Genomic DNA, 22,659 nt, shown 5'->3' with positions numbered 1-22,659 from the left:
GCCTCCACCCGGCTGCCCCGGGCGGGACAGCACGGTCTCCGCCCGGGGCACCGGCAGCAGCGTGTCGCGCTCGGAGGGCCGGCCCCTGCCGGCCCCTCGCCGCGGCGGGTTCGAGGACAGCCCGACTGCGCTGTCGGCTCAGATGACGCCCTGCGCCAGCATCGCGTCCGCGACCCGCTCGAAGCCGGCGATGTTCGCGCCGGTGACGTAGTCGCCCGGGGCTCCGTACCGTTCCGCGGTCTCGTGCGCGACGGCGTGGATCGAGCGCATGATGGCGGCCAGCTCGTCCTCCACCTGCTGCGCGCTCCACGCCACCCGGGCGGCGTTCTGGCTCATCTCCAGGGCGCTGACCGCCACGCCGCCCGCGTTGGCGGCCTTGCCGGGCCCGAACGCGACCCCGGCCTCCTGCAGGATCCGTACGGCCTCGGGAGTGGTCGGCATGTTGGCGCCTTCGGAGACCGCCTTGACGCCGTTCGCGACGAGCGTGCGCGCGTCCTGCGCGTCGAGTTCGTTCTGCGTCGCGGAGGGGAAGGCCACGTCCGCGGGGACTTCCCAGACCCGCCCGCCGGGCACGAACCGGGCCGAGGATCCGCGCCGTGCCGCGTACTCGCTCACGCGCCCGCGCTCGACCTCCTTGACCTGCTTGAGGAGCGCGAGGTCGATGCCCTTGTCGTCGACGACGTAGCCCTGGGAGTCCGAGCAGGTCAGCGGGTTCGCGCCGAGCTGCTGGAGCTTCTCGACCGTGTACAGCGCGACGTTGCCCGAGCCGGAGACCACCGCGGTCAGCCCGTCCAGCGACTCGCCACGGACCTTCAGCATCTCGGCGGCGAAGAGCACGCTTCCGTAGCCGGTCGCCTGCGGCCGGATCGCGGAGCCGCCCCAGCCCTGCCCCTTGCCGGTCAGGACGCCGGCCTCCCAGCGGTTGGTGATGCGCCGGTACTGGCCGAAGAGGTAGCCGATCTCGCGGCCGCCGACGCCGATGTCCCCGGCGGGTACGTCGGTGTGCTCTCCGATGTGCCGGTGCAGTTCGGTCATGAAGGACTGGCAGAACCGCATGACCTCGGCGTCGGACTTGCCGTGCGGGTCGAAGTCGCTGCCGCCCTTGCCGCCGCCGATTCCGAGGCCGGTCAGGGCGTTCTTGAAGATCTGCTCGAAGCCGAGGAACTTCACCACGCCGATGTCCACCGACGGGTGGAAGCGCAGGCCCCCCTTGTACGGGCCGAGCGCGCTGTTGAACTCGACGCGGTAGCCGCGGTTGACCTGCACCCGGCCCCGGTCGTCCTGCCACGGGACACGGAAGACGATCTGCCGTTCGGGCTCGGTGAGGCGCTCCACCAGGGCCACCGCCGGGTCGGCGTACTCGGGCCGGGCGGTGAAGACGGGGGCCAGCGTCTCGAGGACCTCCCGTACCGCCTGGTGGAACTCGGGCTGTGCCGGATTGCGGCGCTCGATCTCGGCCCGCAGTGCTTCCAGCCTGTCCTTCGAGTCCTTCACGTGTGTCCCTCCAGGGAGTGCTCGTTGTGCAGTCGACGGCAGGTCCATGGTGTCCGCGGGTCCGCGAATACCGGTTGGATTCGAGTGCGGCACGCCCCGAACAGCCGGTTTCGGAAAATCAATTCCGGAGCGCGCCCCTCTTGCGGAGGCTACCTCGCACGGCGCTGGTCCGGGAAAGGCTTCTGCTCTGCGGACAAAAACGCCCGCGTCGTCCGGTGCGTTTCGCCCTTTCCGGCACACCCCGCCCTGCGGGTGGCCCCCGGCCAGGCGTGTCAGGCCCGGCGGGCCCCGCGGGCAGAATGCCGCCGCGTCGATACGCCCCGAATGCGTGGGATACCCCTTATCTTGCGTGAGGTAGGGCAGGCTGGTTGCCGCCATGAGCGTCAGCACGCGGCCGGCCCCGTCCGGCCTTCGACAGGCAGGAGCAGAGCCGTGGCGGAGAGCCCCGAGGTGTCCGACAGCCCCGCGCAGCCGCCCCCGCGCGACTGCGTGAACGAGCCGATCGCCGGGATCATGGCCGAGTTCGTGGGCGAGCGGATGGGTGACCGCCTCGCCCAGGGGCAGGCTCCCCTCCTGCGCCCGGTCTTCGTCAAGTTCCACGGGGCGGCCCGTGGCGTACTGACGGTCGCCCCGGATCTGCCCCCCGAGCTCCGCATCGGCTTCCTTCACGCCGCGGCGGAACAGGGCGGCCTGACCGCCTGGGTGCGCATCTCCAGCGACACCCAGCCGGAGCGCCCGGATCTGCGCAGGACCGTCGGATGGGGCATCAAACTGTTCGGGGTGCCCGGGCCGAAGCTGCTTCAGGACGACACCCGGGCCGACACGCAGGATCTCGTACTCCAGAACCACGACGTCTTCTTCGTCGACACGGCCCGGGACATGTGCGAGTTCCAGCTGGACCAGGCGGCGTACCAGCAGCGGCACCCCCTCACCCGGCAGATCCTCGCCGACATGCGCAAGCCCGTCGAGAGCACGCTGACCTCGACGTACTGGGGCGTGCTTCCGTACTCCTTCGGGCCGGACCGGCACGTGAAGTACAAGCTCGCCCCGGTCGGCTGCGCGGACGGGGACCCGCTGGCGGTGCCACCGGACGAGGACCCCTCCTTCTTGCGCGGGGACCTGCGCCACCGCCTGGCCGCCGGCCCGGCCGTCTTCGACCTGCTGCTGCAGTTCCGCACGGACCCGGACCGGATGCCGCTGGACCGGGCCACCGTGCGCTGGGACGAGGGCGAGAGCGCGCCCGTGAAGGTGGCGCGGCTGACCCTGCACCAGCAGGACACGGCCGCCCGCGGGCAGGAGGAGTACGGCGACAACCTCGCCTTCAACCCCTGGCACAGCCTGTCCGAGCACCAGCCCGTCGGCAGCATGGCCGAGGCCCGCAAGGTCGTCTACCACGCGTCGGCGGCCCTGCGGCGCGACACCAACGGCATTCCCGCGGCGGAACCCGGGCCCGCGCGGCCAGCGGCCACCGCACCACACGGACGCGACACCCGGATCGTGCGGGCCGCGGTGCACCCGGCGATCGGGGTGGCCCGGGTCGGCGACAGCGCGGAGGAGTTCTTCCTCGCCCCGGAGGTCGACGGGGCTCCCCCGCCGGCCACCGGCACGTACAAGGACGCGACGGGCGCGCTCAAGCGGCAGGCCGTCCGGTTCCGCGTGTACGGCTACAACGCCGCCGGTGAGGCGGTGGCCGAGCTGACGGCGGACAACGCCGACCTGCGCTGGACCGTGGAGGTGGCCAACAAGAAGGCCGCCTGGTACCAGTTCCAGCTCGCCCTGGACATCCCCGAGGCGGCCCAGGCGCCCGCGACCACGCTGCGCAACCTCGCCACGGTGCCCGCCGGGGAACGGGACCGGCTGGCCATCAGACCCGGGCCCCGCTCGGTCCGGGGACGCGACCGCGCGGGGAAGCCCGAGTACGCGTTCGACACGGGGACGTTCCTCGGGCATCCCGTCTACCTGGGCGAGCTGCGCACCGACGGCGCCGGCCGCCTGCTCTTCCTCGGCGGGCGCGGGGTGTCCGCCTCGTACCCCGCCGCCGAGGCGACGCACTTCGCCAACAACGACGGCTGGCACGACGACACCTGCGACGGCCCGGTCACCGCGCAGGTCCGTGTCGACGGCCGGAGCATCCCGGTCGATCCGGCATGGGTGGTGGTCGCTCCCCCGAACTTCGCACCGGAGCTGCAGTCGGTGCGCACGATGTACGACCTGATGCGCGACACGTTCGTGGCTGCGGGCATGCTGGCGCCTGTGGCCCGGGTCTCGTTCACCCACGACGTGCTGCCGGTGCTGCGGCGGCTCTGCGATCTGCAGTGGGTCAACCGCGGCATCGCGGCCCTGTTCGGCCACGGAGGGCGCGAGCACTTCCTGGACCCCGGGCGGCTGGCGGAGCTGGCCGGCCACGGCACCCGGCGCGACGAACTGCGCCGGCAGATCTGGGCGATGATGCGCGATCCCGAGCGCGACGGGCTCTCCCCCGTGCCCTGGCCGCCGATCTACGGCGACTCGATGAGCGTGCGGCCGGTCTCCGCGCGTCAGCACCTGGCGCTGTCCCCGTTGCAGTACGACATGCTGGCCCGGTGGGCCGCCGGGGACTTCGACGCCGACTACGATCCTGCCGCGCCGCCCGCGGCGCCCATGGCGCTCGACGGCCTGCCGCTCGCGGAGCGCCCGGCGGCCCTCGACCGGGCCGCCCTGTCGTACTGCCTGGCCGACGCCTTCCACCCCGGCTGTGAGCTCACCTGGCCGATGCGTCACGCCTCCCTGTACTCCGCGCCCTTCCGGGTGCGCCACCGGGACCCCGCCCGGCCCGAACCCGGTTACGGGTCCACGCTCACCCCGCAGACCGCTCTCGCCGTCGACGGTCCGCTGTACGGCCAGGTGCCGGGGGGTCTGACCCGCTGGATGGCGGTGCCCTGGCAGACCGACACCGCCCGCTGCCGCTCCGGCTACTACCTGGGTTTCGGGCCGCGGTACGACCCGTACCTGCCCACCTTCTGGCCGGCGCGGGTGCCCAACCACGTGCTGACGGAGGAGAACTACCGGACCGCCGTCGACCCGGCCGCCGGCCCGGAGGACCGCCGCACCGCCTTCGAGGACAGGGCGGTGTGGGACCGATGGCTGCCCTCCGACCGCATCGCCCAGATGAACGCCATGGTCAAGGACTTCGGCAAGCTCGGCATCGTCGCACGGCGGGAGGGACCCGGCTCCGGTGGCGCGGTGAGTCTCCCCGCGACCATGCTGGTGGAGTCCGAGGTGGGCTTCCATCCCGAGAAGGCTCCGCCGCCGCTGCGGAACCTGGTGTGCCTGCACGTGCCCGAGGCCGCCGACCCCGCGGTGCGGGAGGAGGCGGTGGCCGCCGCGATCGCCGCCGCCGACCGGCCCGACGAGGAGGTGCTGGCGGGGTACTTCGAGAAGGTCGCCCGCTTCCCGGAGATGCCGTGACCGGGCGGTCCCGCCCGGTTCCCCGCGCGGAGCGTTTCGAGGCCGTCGTGGCCGGGGGCGGCCCGGCGGGGGCCGTCGCCGCACTGGTACTGGCCCGGGCCGGCCGGCACGTCCTGCTGGTGGACGGGCGTCCGCCGGGTGCGCCCGCCGGCTCGTTCACGATCGGGGAGACCCTGCCGCCCGCGGCCCGGCCGCTGCTGGACGATCTGGGGCTCTGGGCCGCCTTCGCCGCCGACGGGCACCTGAGGTGTCCCGGTACCTACGCGTCCTGGGGATCGGCGCGGTTGCACGGCCACAGCCACCTGCTCGACCCGCACGGCCACGGCTGGCACCTCGACCGCGACCGGTTCGACGCCTTCCTGCGCGAGGCCGCGATGGCGGCGGGCGCGCTGATCCGGCGGGCCGTCGTCGTCGGCCACCGCCGCTCGGCCGGGGAGCAGCACCTGCTGGTGCGGGAGCGGAGCGGCACCGTGCGGGAGCTGCGGGCCGGCTGGGTCGTGGACGCCACCGGCCGACGCGCCCTCATCGGGCGCCGTCTGGCCCGGCGGCGCCGCCAGGACCGGCTCGTGGCCGCGTTCGTACGGCTCGGCGGGGCCGGGGCGGGCGGTTACCCCGGGGACCCGGAACTGCGTACCCTCGTCGAGGCGGTGCCCGAGGGCTGGTGGTACACGGCCAGGGTCCCCGCCGGGCGGGTCGTCGCCCATCTCACCGACGCCGATCTCGCCGCTGCCCGGCTGCGCACCGCGGAGGGGTTCCGCCGCGCGGCCTCGTGTACCCGGCACGTAGGGGAGCGCCTGAGCGGCTACGACCCGGCCGCGTCCCCGGCACCGCGCTGGACGGCCGCCCACGGGCTGCGGCTGTGCCCGCCGGCCGGGCCCGGATGGGTCGCCGCCGGGGACTCCGCGATCGCCTTCGACCCCCTGTCCTCCCAGGGCATCCTCACGGCCCTGCACACCGGGGCCCGGGCCGGCCGGGCCGTCGACCGGTGCCTGGCCGGCGACAGCGGCGCCCTCGCGTCCTACGTCTCGTTCCTGGACGGTGTCGCGGACGCCTACCACCGCCATCACGCCCGGTCCTACGCCGAGGAGCGACGGTGGCCGGCGTACCCCTTCTGGCGCCGCCGGAACGGGGCCGTACCGAACCGGAGGGCGGCGGGAGCCGATCCGGTGAGGGGTCCGGCGTGACTTTCGCCCGTTCCGTTCGTTGAGTCTTGCGGTCAGCGAAGTGTGTGAAGGCCCCGGGGCTTCCTCGGGGCCTTCACGCTGCGGGCTGCTGGTTCCGGATGCCGGGGCAGACCGCCCGGTACGAACGGCGGGCCGCCTAGGGCCGCTCGAAGAGCTGCAGCACCCCGCCGAACGAGAAGCACAGCGCACCGGTCAGGGTGCCCCAGTTGGCGATGCCGACGTTGACCAGGCTTCCGGTGGCGGGGCGGGTGAAGGCCGCCAGCGCCGAGACCATGAAGAGGACCGAACCGAGCTGGTTCACGGCCACCACCCACCATCCGAGGCTGCGGGAGCGCAGGCACGGCCAGGGCCGGTGGCAGATCTCGGCGAACGCGAGATGCCCCGAGACGAGGAACAGCACGCACCCGATCACGTCAGGGGTCCAGATCAGCCGGTTCACCTGCCGGACGCTGAGGCCTTCCAGAAAGGAGTCGAGCAGATTGACGCCGAACACGAGCGTCCCGGTGAACAGGACGAACGTGCTCAGCCAGTCCACCCGCATCGGCTCGTACCCCCACCAGCGCCAGCCGGCCGTGGCCTGGAAGCCGCCGTCCGGGGAGTGACGGGGCGCGTTCAGCACCTGGAGCACCGAGACGTAGCCCCCGGTGCTGAAGAACAGACCGCCTACGAGGTACACCCACGCGCTGACGAGCGGATCTCCCGAACCGAACTGCGAGACCGCGGCGCCGGCGGCGAACAGCGCCCCTCCGATGACGAACGCGCCGGAGGCGACGGCGTTGAGCCTGCGCAGACGGCGCAACGACCCGGGGCCGGCGGTCGAGACCCGGCCGACCGTGTCCCCCGGGCCCCGGACCGACAGCGTGCCGCGCCTGCGCGCCCGTCGCGAGTCCCAGACCACCGTCTCGCCCTCGGGGCGCCGCCAGGTACGCCGGGTGACGAACGGTCCCGCGCCCTCGGCGCTCTCCAGAGGCTGTCCCACGGTCCGACACTAGTGCCGGGGGCGGCACCCGGCCGGCAGCGAAACGGAGCGCCGCCGTGACCCGGGTGGTGGATGCCCGGGTGCCGGATGGGTGGTGAACCCGCACAGTGGGAGCTCAGGGCGACGCGACCGCCCGGAACGGAAGTGCGGCGCGTGGCCTCGGGTACGCCCGTGCACCTCGTACGGGTCGGGCTCGGGCGGATGGACACCGGTCCCGTACGTCGTGCCATGGAGCGCCCCGGCGCCGACGCGTGAGGATGCCCGCCATGACCCAGCCCGCCCAGCCCGCCCCGGCTCCCGAGCCGGGCCCGGCCGACCACGTCGTCGTCCTCTTCGGAGCCACGGGAGACCTGGCCCGGCGCAAACTGCTGCCGGGCCTGTTCCATCTCGCCAAGGCGGGGCTGATGCCGCGGCGCTACCGCATCGTCGGCTCGGCCCCGGCGGCCGAGGCCCTGAGCGACCAGGAGTTCCGGGCCCACGCACGGCAGGCGGTGGAGGAGTTCGGGCGCTCGCGCCCCGAGGGTCCCGCATGGCAGGAGTTCGAGTCCGCCCTGTCCTTCGGCGCGGCCGACCCACAGGCCCCGGAGCCGCTGGTGGCAGCGGTGCGCGCGGCCGAGGAGGCCGTCGGCGGCACTCCGCGACGGCTCTTCCATCTCGCGGTCCCGCCCGTCGCGTTCACCTCGATGGTCGAGCTCCTCGGTGCCACGGGCCTCGCCCAGGACGCCCGGGTCATCGTCGAGAAGCCCTTCGGGACCGACCTCGCGTCCGCCCGCGCGCTGAACGGGACCATCCACTCCGTGTTCGACGAGTCCCGCGTGTTCCGCATCGACCACTTCCTCGGCAAGGAGGCGGTGGACAACATCCTCGCCCTCCGGTTCGCCAACGGCCTTTTCGAGCCCCTCTGGAACCGCGAACACATCAGCCATGTGCAGATCGACGTTCCCGAGCAGATCGACATCCAGGGCCGCGCGCACTTCTTCGAGGGCACCGGGACCTTCCGGGACATGATCGTCACTCATCTCTTCCAGCTGCTCGGGTTCGTCGCGATGGAACCGCCGGTCGTGCTCGACGCGCAGTCGCTGCGGGACGAGCAGGTCAAGGTCTTCCGCAGCATGCGGCCGCTGGAGCCCGCGCACGTGGTCCGGGGGCAGTACACGGGCTACCGCGCCGAGCCCGGGGTCGACCCGGCCTCGGACACCGAGACCTTCGCCGCGGTACGCGTCGAGATCGACAACTGGCGCTGGGCCGGTGTCCCCTTCCTGCTGCGCTCGGGCAAGGCACTGGCCGAGGGCCGGCACGTCGTCACGCTGGGGCTGCGGGAGCCCGTCCTCGGCATGTTCCCGCTGAACGCGCGTGCGACGGCCGACGGCCGCAGCAACGAACTCGTCATCGACTTCGCCGATCCCGGCTCCATCACCGCCCGGTTCCTCGTCAAGGAGCCGGGGCCCTCCATGCGGCTGGCGGAGGCCGACATGGTCTTCGGCTACCAGAGCTCCTTCACCGCCGACAACTCCCTGGAGGGTTACGAGCACCTCCTCCTGGAGGCCATGCTCGGCGACCAGTCCTTCTTCACCCGGTCCGACGGCATCGAACGCCTGTGGGAGGTCTCCGCCCCGCTGCTGGACGCGCCCCCTCCCGTGGAGCCGTACGCCCCCGGAAGCTGGGGGCCCGACAGCATCGGCGCACTCGTCGCCCCGCACCGCTGGCACCTGCCCGACCAACAGTGATCCACGTCCTCCAGCGGGGACGGACGTGGTCACAGGGGCTGGAGCCGCCTGTGCAGGAGGCAGAACTCGTTGCCCTCGGGGTCGGTGAGGACGTGCCAGCTCTCGGTGCCGGTCTGGCCGATGTCGGCGGGCCTGGCGCCGAGGGCGAGGAGCCGCTCCAGCTCGGCGTCCTGGTCGCGGTCGGTGGGGTTGACGTCGATGTGCAGCCGGAGCTTGCCCGTCCGCGGGGTGCTGCTGCGGCTGAGGACGAGGGTGGGCTGCGGGCCGCCGAACCCGGCGTCGGGCGGCCCGATCTCGATGCTTCCGTCGTCCTCCCGGCCGAGTTCGACGTAGCCGAGGACCTCGCTCCAGAAGGCGGCGAGCCGGTCGGGGTCCGCGGCGTCGACGACCAGCTCACTGATGCGGCATGCCATGCCCGCCACTCTACGGAGCGGACGCGGGCGCCGGCCGTCGGCCACGCGGTCGGCCGCGTGTGCTTCGGGCGGGTTCCGGCCAGGGCAGGGCTGTGCACGGCTCCTGCGGGTGGCGGCGCTCTCGCCCCGCGGCGCGGACACCACGGCGCGGGGCGAGGGCCGGGAGCGCTGTTACCGCGAGGCCGCGTCCACGGGGTGGAAGTTGACGCGCTCGCGGACCACGGGGAAGCCGGCCTTGGCGAACTGCGCGGCCATGGGGAAGTTGCCCCGGTCCGTGGCTCCGGTGACGGCCTCGGCGCCGTGCTCCACCAGGAAGTGGGTGCACTCCGCGAGGAGGTCGAAGGCGTAGCCGTGGCCCCGGTGTTCCGGAACGACGCCGATGAAGCCGATCGTCGGCCCGGAGGGGTTGTGCGCCGGGATGTGGATGCCGGCCAGGTCGCCCTCGGGCGTACGGGCGGTCTGCCACCACTCCCGCGGGGACGGGCACCAGTGGAAGAAGTCGATCTCCTCCTGGGCGGCCTGGTCGAGACCGCCCTCCGCGATCGCCTTCAGCGAGTGGGCGTCGAGGGTGGCCGCGTGGATGCGGCGCAGGGCGTCGAAGAAGACCGCGTCGTCGGGTTCGGCACCGAAGACGAGGCGGCCGGGCCGTTCGGGGAGTCCGCGTTCCGGGGTCCAGCGGTAGAGGAAGCGTTCCACCAGGAGCTCGTAGCCGGCCGCCCGGGCGGCGGCGAAGCGCGTCTCGGTGGCGGCGGCGAGGTCGGGGCGGTCCCGCCAGTCGCCGGGGAGGTTGATCTCCAGCTCGACCTGCCAGGGGGCGGAGCGCAGGAGTGCGGCTCCCGCCTCCACCTCGCCCTCGGCGACGTCGAACCAGTTGACGTTGACGGGTTCCTTGTCGTCGGGGCCGCCCCACCAGGCGCCTCGGGCGACGACCGTGCCGTCGCGCAGGGCCACGCGCTTCCAGTCGGGGCGGTGCGTGGTGCGCTCGTGGGCGGCACGGGCGTTCAGTGGATCGGGGTGTGCGTCGAACAGTGCGGCGTCGCTCGCGTCGAGCGCACGGATGACCAGATCGGTCACGGGTTCCTCCGGGAGGTGTCCTGCGTGGAGCGCTCCCGGTCTCGGATCAGACGAACCACACCGGGGTAACGGGAAGGGAGCGCTGGATGGTTGTGAACTGCACGGCACTCGCCTCCTTCCGTTCGTCTCACGCGACGTGGTCCGAGCCGGACGATACTTGATCACCGACGGCCGCGTCCACGCATTTTCGCGGAGCCGAGGTGCTCGGCCCGGGCATGTGAAGATCGCCGGGTTGGCCACCGGACCGAGGAGGGGTGAATTGGCTGCCGTCGTGCTCGTTCACGGCCTGTACCACCGTCCTGAGCACTTCGCCGAGGTTGCGGAGCGCTTGCGGGCCCGGGGGACCGAGGTGGCCGTTCCCGAGCTCCACCGCGGTTCACTGCCCGCCGACACCGCCGAAGTCCAGGCTGCCGTCGACGCGTTGCGGGAGCCCGCGGTCGTACTCGGCCACTCCTACGGTGGTTCGGTGATCACCGGGGTGCGTGGAGCCGGGCACCTGGTGTACCTGGCGGCCTTCGTGCCGGACACGGGTGAGAGCGCGGCCGTTCTGGGCGGGGCGACCGAGCGGCTCAAGGAGGCGATCCGCCCCGAGCCCGACGGCTGGACCAGCCTGCGCCCCGACCTGGCCGCCGCCACCCTCTACGGCGACTGTCCCGGTCCCCTCGCCGCCCGGGCGGTCGGTCTGCTGCGTGCCCAAGCCCCCGGCTGCGGGCGGGGAGTTCCGGAGCGCCACAGCTGGAAGGACACTCCCGCCACCTATGTGGTCTGCGCCCGGGACCGGGCCGTCGACCCGGACCTGCAGCGCAGGATGGCCTCGCGCTGCCCCGACGTGCGCGAGTGGCAGACCGGCCACTCCCCCTTCGTAGGACGGCCCGGGCTCGTGGTCGGACTCCTTCGCGAACTGCTCGGATCCGCATCCCCGCAGGGTGGTTGCGGCTGAGTCGACGGGTGCCGGTGCCGGCGTCCGCTGGGCGATGCCCGCAGGACGTGATCCGCAATATGATGGCCCGTACGGCGTTGACCTGCGACTATCTGCAGATGCCTATCCTTGCCGACGATCTCGGCCACCTTTCCTACACCGTCACCGGCGAAGGTTCGCCCGTGGTGCTCGTGCACGCCGGTGTCGCCGACCACACGATGTGGGACGCGGTCGTGCCCGCCCTCGCGGAGCACCACACCGTCATCCGGTACGACCTGCGCGGGTTCGGCGAGTCCGCTCCCCCGGCCGGGCCGTTCCGTGAGACCGACGACCTGGGCCGGCTCCTGGACCACCTCGGCCACGAGAGCGTCCGGCTCGTCGGCGCGTCCTGGGGCGGGCGGGTGGCCGTGGAGTTCACCCTCGCCCACCCGGGCCGGGTCAACTCGCTGACGCTGCTCGCCCCGCCGTGGCCCGGGTACGACTGGTCGGCGGACATGGTGGCCTACGACGAGGCCGAGACGGCGGCGCTGGCCGCGGGCGACCTGGACGCAGCGGTCCGGGTGAACCTGGACATGTGGCTGCGCGGGCCCGGCCGCGGCTGGGAGGACGTCGCTCCTGGGCTGGCGGAGCAGCTCCGTACCCCGGTACGGACGTCGTTGGTGAACCAGGACACGGTCGGGGAGCACTCCCAGGGCGGCGCTGCGGGCGACGTCGCGGCGATCTCCGTTCCCACCCTGGTCGGGATCGGTCTGCTCGACGTCGCCGACTTCCAGGACATCGCCCGCCGGTACGCCGCCGCGATCCCCGGCGCCGCGCTGGTCGAGTTCCCGGCCGCGGCCCACCTCATCGCACTCGACGCGCCCGCCGAACTGGTCACGGCGCTCCGGTCGTTCCTCACCCGCTGACGTCGGCGCCCGGGCCGGCGGACCCGGCGGGCGGCAGGGGGCTCGTGGGCCTTCGGGGGCCCCGCAGGTACAGCGGGACCCTCCGGACGCCTGCCGGGTGCCTGCCGGATGTCTGCCGGATGTCTGCCGGACCGCGACGTGGTCGCGGTCCGGCCGCAGTCGCCGCGACCGCGGGAGGCCGACACCGACGCATGGTGGTGCCCGGAGCTGTCGGGGTTCGCGTTCGGGGACGTCGCCCGGGTGGGCTTCGGCGGGCGGTCCGAGCGGACCCTGCCGGAGTTCGCCGGACCGTACCGCTGACCGCCGCCGGCCCCCGGGCGGCCTCAGGCCCCGCCGGCCGGGGGTGCGGGTGCGGTGATCCGGCGGACGGACTCCACCACCGCCGCACGGTGCCCGGCGAGCCGCTCGGCGGCCCAGCCGGCGCCCTGCGCGCCCGCCGCCGGGCCGCCGACCGCTCCGAACCAGGCCTGTGACAGGCCCATGACCAGTGTCAGCACGTCCGCCGCGGACACCCCGGCGGCGATCCGGCCCGCTTCCTGGGCCCGCCGAACCGCCGCGATCTTGCCCTCGTAGGACTCGGTCTCCGCGTCCGTGGAGCCCGGTCGCTCCAGTTGCTTCCACAGCACGAGGCGCATCAGCTCCGGCCGCTCGACGAGGTGGTCGAAGACCGCTCCCGCGTAACCGGGCAGGTCGTCGGCGTCGAAGGGGACGGACTCCGATCCCGTCGCGAGGGCCCGCTGGAGCACGGCGTCGAAGAGCTGCTCCTTGTTGCCGTAGTAGACGTAGATGAGCCGCTTGTTCGCCTGCGCCGTCTCGGCGATGCGGTCGACGCGCGCGCCCGCGATGCCGTACGTCGCGAACTCGGTGAAGGCCGCGTCGAGCAGGCGCGCCTTCGTCGCGTTGGAATCCCGTGCCATGAGCACGAGCCTAGCAAGTAACTATCCAGTTATTGACAAATGCGGCCGCCGCGTCGCAGACTCGAACTATCCAGTTAGTTACCTACTTGCAAGGAGCACACCATGGAGATCCGCGCACTGGGCGGCCAGGGACTGCAGGTCGGCGCCGAGGGCCTCGGCCTGATGGGCATGAGCGCCCACTACGGAGCCACCGACGAGACCGAAGCCCTCGCCACCATCGACCGCGCCCTGGAGCTGGGCGTCACCCTCCTCGACACCGCCGAGGGCTACGGCCCCTTCCGCAACGAGCAGCTCCTCGGCAAGGCACTGGCCGGCCGCCGCGCGGCGGCCGTCGTCGCCACGAAGACCGGGGTGGAGTTCACCGACGACGGCGCCTTCGTCGGACACAACGGGACCCCCGACTACATCCGCCGCTCGGCCGACCGCTCCCTGCGCCACCTGGGCACCGACCACATCGACCTCTACTACCTGCACCGCGTCGACCCGGACGTGCCGATCGAGGAGACGGTGGGCGCCCTCGCCGAGCTGGTCCAGGCCGGCAAGGTCCGTCACATCGGGCTGTGCGAGGTCTCCCCCACCACGATCGCCCGCGCCCACGCCGTGCACCCGCTGGCCGCCGTACAGACCGAGTACAGCCTCTTCGAGCGCGGCATCGAACACGACGGCGTGCTCGACACCCTCCGCGAGCTCGGCATCGGGCTCGTCGCCTACTCCCCGCTCGGACGCGGATTCCTCTCCGGTGCCATCACCAGCCCGGACGACTTCGCCGCCGACGACTTCCGCCGCACCGACCCGCGGTTCCAGGGCGAGAACTTCCACCGCAACCTCGCCGTCGTGGACCAGGTGCGCCGGCTCGCCTCCGAGAAGGGCGTGACCCCCTCGCAGCTCGCCCTGGCGTGGACCCTCCAGCAGGGCGCCGTCCCCATCCCGGGCACCAAGCGCCGCAGCTACCTGGAGGAGAACATCGCCGCCACCGCCGTGACGATCACCCCGGCGGAGCTGGCCGCCATCGACGCCGTGGCGCCGTACGGCGTGGCCTCCGGTGACCGCTACGCACCCGAGCTGATGGCCTCCCTGAACGGCTGATCGGCTGATCTTGTTAGGGTGCGGGCACCGGCCGGGGGCGGCGCCGCAGACGATGAAGGGGGCAAGCAGTGACCGCGACGGTCGGACTCTCGCAGACCGACCGGTCGACGGTGCGCTTCCACCTCACCTGCCTGGCGGCCCTGCTCCCCTACCACCAGCGCCCCGCCGCCCTTCAGGCCTGGCTCGGCGTCGACCCCGCCCTGTTCCACATGGGGTTCGACCCGCCCACCCCCGTCACCGAGGCCGTCCTGAACCTGGGCGGCGCCCGGCTGCAGGCCGCCCTCGCGGGCGCCGTCCGCGGCCATGACACCCAGCGGTCCCTGCTCGCGCTGGACGTCCCCGTGGTCGACACCGCACTGCGGAACAACCACCAGCTCGACTACGAGACCTCGCGCCTGCTGCGGCTGCGGAACCCGGCGGCCACCGCCCTGGGACGCGGTTACCAGCGGCGCCACCACCACCGCGCGCTCCTGTCGGGGGACCCGGACCTCGCGGCGGCCGCGCTCGTCGAAGGCCGCGGCGAGCACCCGGCGACCACCCGCGCCACCGCCTGGGCGACCGTACGCGCCCACGGTGGAACGGCCCGGGTGCGCGAGGTGGTGGCCGCCCTGCCCGGCCACGAGGATCCCGTCGACGCCGACGTCGTCGCGGCCTGCGCCCAGGCGGATCCGCAGCCCTACCTCGACACGGCCGGCGAACGCCACCTGGGCACCGGCGCACTGCTGACGGCCCTGCGGGCCGCTCACCGCAGTGACCTCGCTCCCTGGCGGGTCCGCCGCGCGATGGAGCGGGTCCTCGCCGAGCCCTACCGGATCGACTGGGCGCTGGTCGCGGCGGCCCGGCTCGGCCGCCGGCTGCCGCGCACGGCCGTGGAGGCACTGCTCCTGCGGCCCGACTGCCCGCCGGAGGTGGCGGTCGTCCTGCGCACCGGGCAGCCGCCCCGGCCCGGCCGCCCGCTGCCGCCGCCGGCGCGCGGGCCGGCGCCCCGCACGGCGTACCGGCCGCCGCCGTCCGCCTGGGTGCCCGAGTGGAGGCCGCCCGGCGACACCGGACCGTTCGGGGACGGCGCCGAGTCGGCCCGCCGGGCCCTGCGGACCCTGCGCGTCGCCTTCGACACCCGCGAGGACCCGGCCGCCGCCACCCTCGACCACCTCTCCGCGGTCATCGAACGCGGGCAGCTGCCGGCGTCCGAGGCGGTGCGGCTGATGCGGCCGGCGGACGTGCTGACCTCCTGGGTCGGACAGGGTTCCGGCTGGCACTCGGTCCAGCACGCCGCCTGGAGCGGCCGCGCGGCCCTGCACGTGCACACGGCCGCGCTGCTGGCCCGCTGGTCCGCCGGCGGCGTGCCCGCCGAACGGTGGGCCGCGTTCCACCCCCGGCTCTGGCGCTACCCGGGCACGCTGCCCGAGCTGCTGTCCGAGGTGTCGGCCGCCGTACCGGACCCGCCGGACGCCGCGGACGGCCCGGGCGGGCTCACAGCATGACGTGCTTGACCTGCGTGTAGTCGAGCAGGCCGGCCATCGAGAGGTCACTGCCGTACCCCGAGTGCTTGACCCCGCCGTGGGGCATCTCGGAAACGGTGGTGCCGTGGGTGTTCACCCAGACGATTCCGGCGTGCAGGGCCCGGGTCGCGCGCATGGCGCGGTCGTGGTCCCTCGTCCACACACTGGCGGCGAGGCCGTGGCGGACGTCGTTGGCCAGGCGCAGGGCCTGCGCCTCGTCCGCGAAGGGCTGCACGGTCACGACGGGGCCGAAGATCTCCTCCTGCACGATCTCGTCGCCCTGGTGCACCCCGGCGACGACGGTGGGTTCGTGGAAGAAGCCGGGCCGTGCGAGGCGGGACCCGCCGGTGACGAGGTCGGCGCGGCGCGGCAGCCGGTCGAGCAGGGACCGTACGGAGGCCAGCTGGGCCGCGTTGTTCAGCGGGCCGAAATCGGCGTCCGGCTCGTCCGGGGCACCCGCGCGCAGTCTGCCCGCCTCGGCCGCGAAGGCCGCGAGGAACGCGTCGTGCACCCGCTGGTGGACCAGCAGCCGGGTGGGCGCGGTGCAGTCCTGGCCCGCGTTGTAGTAGGCGACCGCGGCGAGCGCGGCCGCGGTCGCGTCGACGTCCACGTCGTCGTGGACGAGCACCGGGGCGTTTCCCCCGAGCTCCAGGTGGACCCGTTTGAGGTCGGCGGCCGCGGCGGCGGCGATCTCCCGGCCGGCGCGCACGCTTCCCGTCACCGCGACGAGGGCGACCTTGGGGTGGGCGGTGAGGGCGCGGCCGGTGTCGCGGTCGCCGCAGACCACGTTGAGCACACCCGGCGGCAGGTGCTCGGCGGCGACGCGGGCCAGCAGCGCGGTGGACGAGGGGGTGGTGTCGGCGGGCTTGAGCACGGTCGTGTTGCCCGCGGCGACGGCCGGGGCGATCTTCCACACCGCCATCATCAGCGGGTAGTTCCACGGGGTGATCTGGGCGCAGACCCCGACCGGTTCGCGCCGCAGGAGGGAGGTGCGGCCTTCGGTGTACTCCGCAGCCGCGAGGCCCGGCAGGTTGCGCGCGGCTCCCGCGAAGAAGCGGAGGCTGTCGACGATCGCCGGCAGTTCCTCGGTCCGGAACTGCCGGGGCGGCTTGCCGGTGTCGCCGGCCTCGGCGGCCACGAAGGCCTCCGCGTGCTGCTCGACGGCGTCGGCGATGCCGAGCAGGGCGCGCTGGCGGACCGCCGGTGTGGTCGTCGACCAGTGCGCGTACGCGGCTGCGGCGGCCGCGCAGGCGGCGTCCGTGTCGGCCCGGCGCGAGAGCGGGGCGTGGCCGCGTACCCGGCCGGTGGCGGGGTCGACCAGTTCCATGGTCTCGCCTGCGGCGGCGGGCCGGTCCACGCCCGCCACGTGGTTGAGCACCGGTTCAGCCACGGCGCAGCACCTCCCCGGCTGCGGCGCGTCCGGTGCGTACCGCACCTTCCATGTAGCCGGCCACCCACTGGTCGGATCCGCAGACGTAGAAGGGTGGTTCGTGGGTGCCGTGGAGGGGGCCGACGGCCATGACGTCGCCGGGGGTCCACTGGGTGACGTACCCCTGGGTCCACGGGTCGGTGCCCCACGTCCGGACGTAGGTGGCGAGCGGCCGGTACGCCTCGTCGCCGTAGAGGCGGGCGATGTCGGCGAGGAGTTCACGGGTGCGCAGCGGTGCGGGTGCGCCCAGCAGGACACCGAGCCGCTCGGGTGGCACGAGGGCGGAGAGGATGCCGTCGCTCTGCGGCCAGGTGCTGCCGAGGACCCCTTCGCATTCGGAGAGGCCGCTCTGGCCGAGGTCCCGCCAGAACGGCCGGTCGTAGGCGGCGACGAACTTCGCCGCGAGAGCCTGGCGCTGGCGGTGCAGGGAGGCGATCCGCCCGTCGGAGACGCCCGTGAGGCAGACCTGGCGGAGCGGGCCGACGGGCAGGGCGCTGACGACGGCGCCGGCGGTGAGGGTCTCGCCGCCGGCCAGCCGTACGGAGCAGGGGCCGGTCCGGCGGACCGTGACGGCCTCGACGGGCGCGCCGGTGCGGACACGTCCGCCGAGGGCCGCGGCCATGCGCAGGGCCACCGTGGCGGAGCCCTCGGCGACCCGCAGGCCCTCCCACGCCTCGTAGTCGTAGGCCTCGGCGCCGGGGACGGAGGCGTGCTTGCGCAGGGCGGCGAGCAGGGACGTACGCTCGTACGATCCGTCGGCGAGGGCGAGCTGGCCGATCTCCCAGAGGCGAACGACGGCAGGGGTGGCGCCCTCGGCGCGCAGCCAGTCGCCGACGGAGGACCGGTCGAGGGCCGTCGCGTCGGGGTGGGACCAGGGGTCGGCCGGGTCCACGGTCCGTGCGAGGGCGCAGTAGGCGGCGGTGACCTTCTGGTGGCAGGCGTCGTCGCCGGGGCCGAACCAGTGGGGCGGATCTCCGGCGGAAACCCCTTCGGGCGTGGCGCGGGTGAGGGCGCCGGGCTCGGCGACGTAGCTCGGGACCAGGGTGAGGCCGAGTTCGGCCGCGAGGGCCAGGTAGGCGGTGTGGGCGCGGCCGACGACCTCGCCGCCGAGCTGGACCAGCCGGCCGTCGGGGAGTCCGGTCTGCTCGACGCGCCCGCCGACCCGGTCCCGGGCCTCGACGACGAGGACGTCGGCTCCGCCGGCGGCGAGGTCGCGTGCCGCGGCGAGGCCGGCCAGGCCGGCGCCGAGCACGATGACGTCGTGGTTCATGGGGTGTCCTTCGGTCGGGGCGGCTTCAGTCCAGGACGAGGCAGTGTTCGGGCTTCCAGCCGATCTCGACGCGCTCGCCGCCGCTCCAGCGGTCCTCCCTGCGGGAGCGGACCGTGTTCTGCTCCAGTACGGACACCGTGACGCCGGGGGCCAGTTCGATGAGGTACGTGGTGGTCGGGCCGCAGTAGACGGTCTCGCGGACGACGCCCGCGGCGCGGGCCATGTCCGGCTCCAGGTCGGACAGCCAGATCTTCTCGGGGCGGATCGACAGGTTCACCCGGCTGCCCTCGGGGACGGACGGACGCGGTCCGACGGGCAGTTCGGGGCCGTCGTCGAGAACGACCCGGCCGGCGCGGTAGGTGCCGGGGACCAGGTTGGAGGTGCCCATGAAGGAGGCGGTGAAGCTGCTGGTGGGGCGCTCGTAGACGTCCTCGGGCGTGCCGCACTGCTCGACGCGGCCCTCGTTCATGACGGCGAGGCGGTCGGACATGGTCAGGGCCTCGTCCTGGTCGTGGGTGACGAAGACGAAGGTGATGCCGACCTCGCGCTGGATCTGCTTGAGCTCGACCTGCATGTGGCGGCGCAGTTTGAGGTCGAGGGCGGCCAGCGGTTCGTCGAGGAGCAGGACCTGGGGCCGGTTGACGAGGGCGCGGGCGAGGGCGACGCGCTGCTTCTGGCCTCCGGAGAGGGTGGCGGGCTTGCGGTTCGCGAGGTGGCCGAGCTGGACGAGGTCGAGCATCTCCGAGACCCGTTCGCGGATCTCGGCGCGGCCGACGCCCTTGCGCTTGAGGCCGAAGGCCACGTTGTCGGCGAGGGAGAGGTGGTCGAAGAGGGCGTAGCTCTGGAAGACGGTGTTGACGTTGCGCTTGTCGGGCGGCAGGCCGGTGACGTCCTGGCCGTCGAGCAGGACGCTGCCCGTGGTGGGGTCGGAGAAGCCGCCGATCATCCGCAGGAGGCTGGTCTTGCCGCAGCCGGAGGGGCCGAGGAGGGAGAAGAACTCGCCGGGGGCGATGTCGAGTTCGACGTCGCGCACCGCGTAGGTGCCGCCCGCGGCGGGGTACTGCTTGCTGACGTGGTCGAGCCGGACCGCGGGGGTCGGGTGGATGGGCGTCGGGGTCATGGGGGTCTGGGTCTTGGGCGTCGGGGTGGGGGTCGGGTGCTCGGGTGTCGCGGGCATGGGTGTCACTTCCCGGAGAGCAGGTCGAGGCCGCCTTTGCGCCCGAAGAGGCGCGGGATGGCGAGTGCGAGGAGGATGAGGCCGATGGAGCCGGCCAGCATCAGGGTGCCGACGGCGTTGATGGTGGGCTGCACGCCGAACCTGATCGCCGAGTAGATGCGTACGGACAGCGGTTGCGGGTCGACGCCGGTGGTGAAGTAGGCGAGGACGAAGTCGTCGAAGACGAGGGCGAAGATCAGCACCGCGGACGCCAGGATGCTGGGCAGCAGCGCGGGCAGCGTCACCAGGCGCAGTGCCTGTCCGCGGGTGGCGCCGAGGTCCATGGCGGCCTCCTCGACCTCCGGGTTGAGGGAGGCGATGCGCGAGCGCAGGATGACCGTCACGTAGGAGATGGAGAAGGTGATCTCGGCGAGCATCACGGTGGTGGTGGAGAGGGTGATGCCGAGGCCCTTGAAGAGGAGCATCGCGGCCACGCCGGTGACGATCTCCGGGGTGATCAGCGGGACGAGCATGATCAGGCCGGCGAAGGAGCCGAGGCGGCTGCGGCTGCGTACGAGGCCCAGGGCCAGGGCCACCCCGAGGACGAGCGAGCCGGCCATGGCGACCAGGGACACGCGCAGGCTCATGCCGAGCGAGTCGAGGAGTACCTCGTCGTGGAGCAGGGCCGTGTACCAGCGCAGGCTGACGCCGTCCAGGACGGTGAGGGACTTCTGGGAGTTGAAGGAGAACAGGACGACGACGCCCACGGGGAGGTAGAGGAGCGCGAAGAAGAGGGCGGTGACGGCGAGGGCGAAGCGGGGGCGGCGCTCGGCTCCCCGCCGACGGCGTCGCCGGGTCCGCGAACCGTGCCGGGGGACGCCGCCCTCCGGCCCGCTCGGGGTCTCCCGGGGGCTCGGGGCCGGCAGCTCGCTCGGACGCGGCTGGGTGCTGGGACGCGGCTGGGTGCTCATCGGGCGGCCTCCGCCTCGTCCTTGCGGGTACGGCGCAGGTAGCCGAGCATCCCGAGGAACAGGACCGCCATCAGCAGCATGGTGAGGGCCGAGCCGAGGGGCCAGTTCTGGCCCTGGAAGAACTTGTCCTGGATCAGGTTGCCGATCATGATCTGGTCGGGACCTCCCATGAGCTGGGCGCTGACGAAGTCGCCCATGGCGGGCAGGAAGACGAGGACGCAGCCGGCGGCCGCTCCCTGCCGGGTGGCGGGGACGGTGACGAAGAGGAAGGTCCGCAGGGGGCCTCCGTAGAGGTCGCGGCCGGCCTCGATGAGCGAGGTGTCCATGCGCTCCATCGCCGCGTACAGCGGGATGATCATGAATACGACGAAGCCGTAGACGAGTCCGGCTATCACTCCCACACCGGTCTGGAGGATCTTGGTGCCGTCGTCGGCGAGCCCGATGGCGCGCAGGGCCTTCAGCAGCGGGCCGTCGTCGGAGAGGACGACGGACCAGCCGTACATCCGGACCAGGTAGTTGGCGAAGAACGGAACGACGATCGCGGCGATCAGCAGGTTCTTGAACCGGCCCCCGCACAGGGCGATGGCGTAGGCGACGGGGTAGGCCACGGCCAGGCAGATCAGGCAGGTGATCAGCGCGTAGCCGAGGGACCGCAGCAGGACGGTGCTGTAGGCCGGGTCGGCCAGTGCGGTGAGGTTGGCGAAGTTCAGTCCGAAGCGCGGGTTGCCGAGCGGGTCGGTGGTGCCGAGCGCGAGGGTGGCGACGAGGAGGAGGGAGACGACCAGGAAGCCGGTCATCCAGAGGGTGCCGGGGAGCAGGAGCCAGGTCCACAGGCGGGGCTGGCGCTTCCGGGCGCGGGTGCCGGGCGTGGCCCCGGGGCGCGTCCGGTCCTGGGGCGGCGCCGGCTCGGCCGGGTCGTCGGGCGGCCGGACCGCGGTCCCGGTGCGGTTGTTTCGCGTCGCCATGTCAGCCGGCTTTCACGTCGGTCCAGGCGGCGTCGCGGGCCCGTTCGGTCCCCGCGTCGCCGTTGCGGAAGAAGAGGTCGGCCGCCAGGTCGTCGGCGGTCACCAGGCACTGCGGGAACGGCTCGACGAGCGCGGCGTAGGTGTCCTCGGTGCCGCGCACCGGCATCGGGTAGCCGATGTACTCGATGTTCTTCTTCACGTTCTCCGGGCGGAGCATGTAGTCGATGAAGAGCATCGCGGTGCCGGGGTGCTGCGCGTTGGCGGGTATCGCGTAGCAGTCGGAGTTGACGGGGGCGCCTTCGCGGGCGACCTCGAAGCCGAAGACGGACGGGTCCTCGGCCTGGGCGAGCATGGCGGCCATGTCTCCGCTCCACGCCTGGGTCATGTCGGCGTTGCCGTTGAGGAGGTTGTTGTAGCTGTCGCTGGAGAAGCCGCGCAGGCGGGGGCGGAGCGAGCGCAGGGTGTCGGTGACGCGGGCGAGGTCGCCCTGGTCGCCGGTGGTGAGGCCGAGGCCGAGCTTGAGCGCGCCGAGGCCGAGCACCTCGTCGCGGTCGTCGAGGACGAAGACCTTGCCCTTGGCCTGGTCGTTCCACAGGTCGTCCCAGGAGCCGGTGAGGTCGCCGAGCCGGTCCCGGCGCCAGCCGATGCCCGTCTTGTACATGGTGAAGGGGACGGTGTGCGCCGAGCGGGGGTCGTACCAGGGGTCGGCGAAGTAGCCGTAGCCGCCGAACACGGCCTCGGCGCCGCGCAGCCGGGAATGGTCGATCTTGCGGAGCCGTCCGCCGGCGGCGAGGCGCTCGGCCCATTTCGCGGTGGGGAAGATGATGTCGTAGCGGTTGCCGGCGTTGAGTTTGGCGGCCATGCCCTCCATGGAGTCGTAGTTCGACTGGACGACCTTGACGCCGTACTCCTTCTGGAAACCTTCGAAGACCGTGGGGTCGACGAAGTCCGCCCAGTTGAAGTAGACGAGGTCGCCGTCGACCTTGACGTCGATGGGTGCGTCCGCGATCGCCTTGCCGGCCGGGTCGTCGGCGGTGGCGAAGCCGCAGCCGGCGGCGGTGAGGGCGAGGGCGGCGGCGGTGCCGGCGCGGAGGAACGAGCGTCTGGTCGGGGGGAGTGCCTCGGGGGACATGGGGTCCTCTCCGTAGGGGCCGCAGGGGGACGGCGGGAACGAGCGGTACGTGGGGGCTCGGTCGTGCGGCGGGCGGGGCGCGGGGGCGG

19 protein-coding genes are annotated in these 22,659 nt (G+C 73.2%); 8 read left to right on the top strand and 11 right to left on the bottom strand.

The genetic code is table 11. The features are described from left to right. Window positions 1-138 precede the first annotated feature (138 nt). Window positions 139-1,542 (bottom strand): NADP-specific glutamate dehydrogenase, encoded by a 1,404-nt coding sequence (gene gdhA / locus DEJ51_RS34080; protein WP_190620845.1) that lies wholly within the window; start codon window positions 1,540-1,542, stop codon window positions 139-141. Between the two features lie 384 nt (window positions 1,543-1,926). Here gdhA and DEJ51_RS34810 point away from each other — a divergent pair, with 384 nt between their 5' ends. Both DEJ51_RS34810 and DEJ51_RS34075 read left to right on the top strand, forming a co-directional pair. Further along, window positions 1,927-4,941 (top strand): LodA/GoxA family CTQ-dependent oxidase, encoded by a 3,015-nt coding sequence (locus tag DEJ51_RS34810; RefSeq protein ID WP_190620844.1) that lies wholly within the window; start codon window positions 1,927-1,929, stop codon window positions 4,939-4,941. Beyond that, window positions 4,938-6,125 (top strand): FAD-dependent monooxygenase, encoded by a 1,188-nt coding sequence (locus DEJ51_RS34075; RefSeq protein ID WP_190621040.1) that lies wholly within the window; start codon window positions 4,938-4,940, stop codon window positions 6,123-6,125. Before DEJ51_RS34810 ends, DEJ51_RS34075 begins: the two co-directional genes overlap by 4 nt. Window positions 6,126-6,261: 136 nt before the next feature. On the opposite strand, the gene DEJ51_RS34070 is transcribed toward DEJ51_RS34075, so the two are convergent. Next, on the bottom strand, window positions 6,262-7,104 hold the full coding sequence (locus tag DEJ51_RS34070) for a hypothetical protein (RefSeq protein WP_150261508.1): 843 nt from the start codon (window positions 7,102-7,104) through the stop codon (window positions 6,262-6,264). A gap of 266 nt (window positions 7,105-7,370) precedes the next feature. On the opposite strand from DEJ51_RS34070, the gene zwf reads away from it, so the two are divergent. After that, window positions 7,371-8,831 carry a glucose-6-phosphate dehydrogenase gene (zwf, locus tag DEJ51_RS34065; RefSeq protein WP_150261506.1) on the top strand — a complete coding sequence of 487 codons (1,461 nt, stop codon included), beginning with the start codon at window positions 7,371-7,373 and terminating at the stop codon, window positions 8,829-8,831. 29 nt (window positions 8,832-8,860) lie between these two features. Here zwf and DEJ51_RS34060 read toward each other — a convergent pair whose 3' ends face one another. Together DEJ51_RS34060 and DEJ51_RS34055 are read right to left on the bottom strand one after the other, a co-directional pair. Next, window positions 8,861-9,244 carry a VOC family protein gene (locus tag DEJ51_RS34060; RefSeq protein ID WP_150261504.1) on the bottom strand — a complete coding sequence of 128 codons (384 nt, stop codon included), beginning with the start codon at window positions 9,242-9,244 and terminating at the stop codon, window positions 8,861-8,863. A gap of 171 nt (window positions 9,245-9,415) precedes the next feature. Further along, window positions 9,416-10,318: a GNAT family N-acetyltransferase gene (locus tag DEJ51_RS34055; RefSeq protein WP_150261502.1), complete on the bottom strand. Its 903-nt coding sequence runs from the start codon at window positions 10,316-10,318 to the stop codon at window positions 9,416-9,418. Between the two features lie 259 nt (window positions 10,319-10,577). On the opposite strand from DEJ51_RS34055, the gene DEJ51_RS34050 reads away from it, so the two are divergent. The 3 genes from DEJ51_RS34050 (at window position 10,578) to DEJ51_RS34040 (ending at window position 12,442) form a co-directional block, all read left to right on the top strand. Then, window positions 10,578-11,258, top strand: coding sequence for an alpha/beta fold hydrolase (locus DEJ51_RS34050; protein ID WP_150261500.1), 681 nt, complete (start codon window positions 10,578-10,580; stop codon window positions 11,256-11,258). Window positions 11,259-11,356: 98 nt separating this feature from the next. Continuing rightward, window positions 11,357-12,142: an alpha/beta fold hydrolase gene (locus tag DEJ51_RS34045; protein ID WP_150261498.1), complete on the top strand. Its 786-nt coding sequence runs from the start codon at window positions 11,357-11,359 to the stop codon at window positions 12,140-12,142. A gap of 108 nt (window positions 12,143-12,250) precedes the next feature. Then, entirely contained in the window at window positions 12,251-12,442 is a 192-nt protein-coding gene (locus DEJ51_RS34040; protein ID WP_150261496.1) for a hypothetical protein, read from the top strand. Between the two features lie 23 nt (window positions 12,443-12,465). On the opposite strand, the gene DEJ51_RS34035 is transcribed toward DEJ51_RS34040, so the two are convergent. Next, window positions 12,466-13,059, bottom strand: a complete 594-nt coding sequence (locus DEJ51_RS34035) for a TetR family transcriptional regulator (RefSeq protein WP_150261493.1) — start codon at window positions 13,057-13,059, stop codon at window positions 12,466-12,468. Window positions 13,060-13,161: 102 nt separating this feature from the next. On the opposite strand from DEJ51_RS34035, the gene DEJ51_RS34030 reads away from it, so the two are divergent. Both DEJ51_RS34030 and DEJ51_RS34025 read left to right on the top strand, forming a co-directional pair. After that, a complete protein-coding gene (locus tag DEJ51_RS34030; protein ID WP_150261491.1) occupies window positions 13,162-14,145 on the top strand; it encodes an aldo/keto reductase in 984 nt (327 codons plus the stop codon). 68 nt (window positions 14,146-14,213) lie between these two features. Continuing rightward, window positions 14,214-15,629: a hypothetical protein gene (locus tag DEJ51_RS34025; RefSeq protein WP_150261489.1), complete on the top strand. Its 1,416-nt coding sequence runs from the start codon at window positions 14,214-14,216 to the stop codon at window positions 15,627-15,629. Here DEJ51_RS34025 and DEJ51_RS34020 read toward each other — a convergent pair. From DEJ51_RS34020 to DEJ51_RS33995, 6 genes are all read right to left on the bottom strand, one after another. Beyond that, window positions 15,619-16,974: an aminobutyraldehyde dehydrogenase gene (locus DEJ51_RS34020; protein ID WP_150262322.1), complete on the bottom strand. Its 1,356-nt coding sequence runs from the start codon at window positions 16,972-16,974 to the stop codon at window positions 15,619-15,621. The genes DEJ51_RS34025 and DEJ51_RS34020 overlap by 11 nt on opposite strands. Window positions 16,975-17,029: 55 nt before the next feature. Then, window positions 17,030-18,346 carry a flavin monoamine oxidase family protein gene (locus DEJ51_RS34015; protein WP_150261487.1) on the bottom strand — a complete coding sequence of 439 codons (1,317 nt, stop codon included), beginning with the start codon at window positions 18,344-18,346 and terminating at the stop codon, window positions 17,030-17,032. 25 nt (window positions 18,347-18,371) lie between these two features. Next, window positions 18,372-19,466, bottom strand: a complete 1,095-nt coding sequence (locus DEJ51_RS34010; protein ID WP_223836255.1) for an ABC transporter ATP-binding protein — start codon at window positions 19,464-19,466, stop codon at window positions 18,372-18,374. Window positions 19,467-19,528: 62 nt separating this feature from the next. Next, the gene (locus tag DEJ51_RS34005; protein WP_150261483.1) at window positions 19,529-20,473 is read right to left on the bottom strand and encodes an ABC transporter permease; all 945 of its coding nucleotides are present in this window, start codon (window positions 20,471-20,473) and stop codon (window positions 19,529-19,531) included. Then, entirely contained in the window at window positions 20,470-21,438 is a 969-nt protein-coding gene (locus tag DEJ51_RS34000) for an ABC transporter permease (protein WP_150261481.1), read from the bottom strand. Before DEJ51_RS34000 ends, DEJ51_RS34005 begins: the two co-directional genes overlap by 4 nt. 1 nt (window position 21,439) lies before the next feature. Next, window positions 21,440-22,570 carry a spermidine/putrescine ABC transporter substrate-binding protein gene (locus DEJ51_RS33995; protein WP_150261480.1) on the bottom strand — a complete coding sequence of 377 codons (1,131 nt, stop codon included), beginning with the start codon at window positions 22,568-22,570 and terminating at the stop codon, window positions 21,440-21,442. Window positions 22,571-22,659: the final 89 nt, after the last annotated feature.

The organism is Streptomyces venezuelae, assembly GCF_008642275.1.
In the GTDB taxonomy this organism is placed as follows: Bacteria; Actinomycetota; Actinomycetes; order Streptomycetales; family Streptomycetaceae; genus Streptomyces; species Streptomyces venezuelae_E.
Note: the sequence above shows the minus strand (reverse complement) of the source record. Positions and strands in the feature narration are given on the sequence as shown.

Excerpts from the sequence above, each read along its gene's own strand:
- DEJ51_RS33995 (WP_150261480.1), bottom strand. The coding sequence starts at position 22,570 with ATGTCCCCCGAGGCACTCCCCCCGACCAGACGCTCGTTCCTCCGCGCC.
- DEJ51_RS34010 (WP_223836255.1), bottom strand. The coding sequence starts at position 19,466 with ATGACCCCGACGCCCATCCACCCGACCCCCGCGGTCCGGCTCGACCAC.
- gdhA (WP_190620845.1), bottom strand. The coding sequence starts at position 1,542 with ATGGACCTGCCGTCGACTGCACAACGAGCACTCCCTGGAGGGACACAC.
- DEJ51_RS34060 (WP_150261504.1), bottom strand. The coding sequence starts at position 9,244 with ATGGCATGCCGCATCAGTGAGCTGGTCGTCGACGCCGCGGACCCCGAC.
- DEJ51_RS34040 (WP_150261496.1), top strand. The coding sequence starts at position 12,251 with ATGTCTGCCGGATGTCTGCCGGACCGCGACGTGGTCGCGGTCCGGCCG.
- DEJ51_RS34030 (WP_150261491.1), top strand. The coding sequence starts at position 13,162 with ATGGAGATCCGCGCACTGGGCGGCCAGGGACTGCAGGTCGGCGCCGAG.
- DEJ51_RS34045 (WP_150261498.1), top strand. The coding sequence starts at position 11,357 with ATGCCTATCCTTGCCGACGATCTCGGCCACCTTTCCTACACCGTCACC.
- zwf (WP_150261506.1), top strand. The coding sequence starts at position 7,371 with ATGACCCAGCCCGCCCAGCCCGCCCCGGCTCCCGAGCCGGGCCCGGCC.
- DEJ51_RS34035 (WP_150261493.1), bottom strand. The coding sequence starts at position 13,059 with ATGGCACGGGATTCCAACGCGACGAAGGCGCGCCTGCTCGACGCGGCC.
- DEJ51_RS34005 (WP_150261483.1), bottom strand. The coding sequence starts at position 20,473 with ATGAGCACCCAGCCGCGTCCCAGCACCCAGCCGCGTCCGAGCGAGCTG.
- DEJ51_RS34000 (WP_150261481.1), bottom strand. The coding sequence starts at position 21,438 with ATGGCGACGCGAAACAACCGCACCGGGACCGCGGTCCGGCCGCCCGAC.
- DEJ51_RS34020 (WP_150262322.1), bottom strand. The coding sequence starts at position 16,974 with ATGGAACTGGTCGACCCCGCCACCGGCCGGGTACGCGGCCACGCCCCG.
- DEJ51_RS34015 (WP_150261487.1), bottom strand. The coding sequence starts at position 18,346 with ATGAACCACGACGTCATCGTGCTCGGCGCCGGCCTGGCCGGCCTCGCC.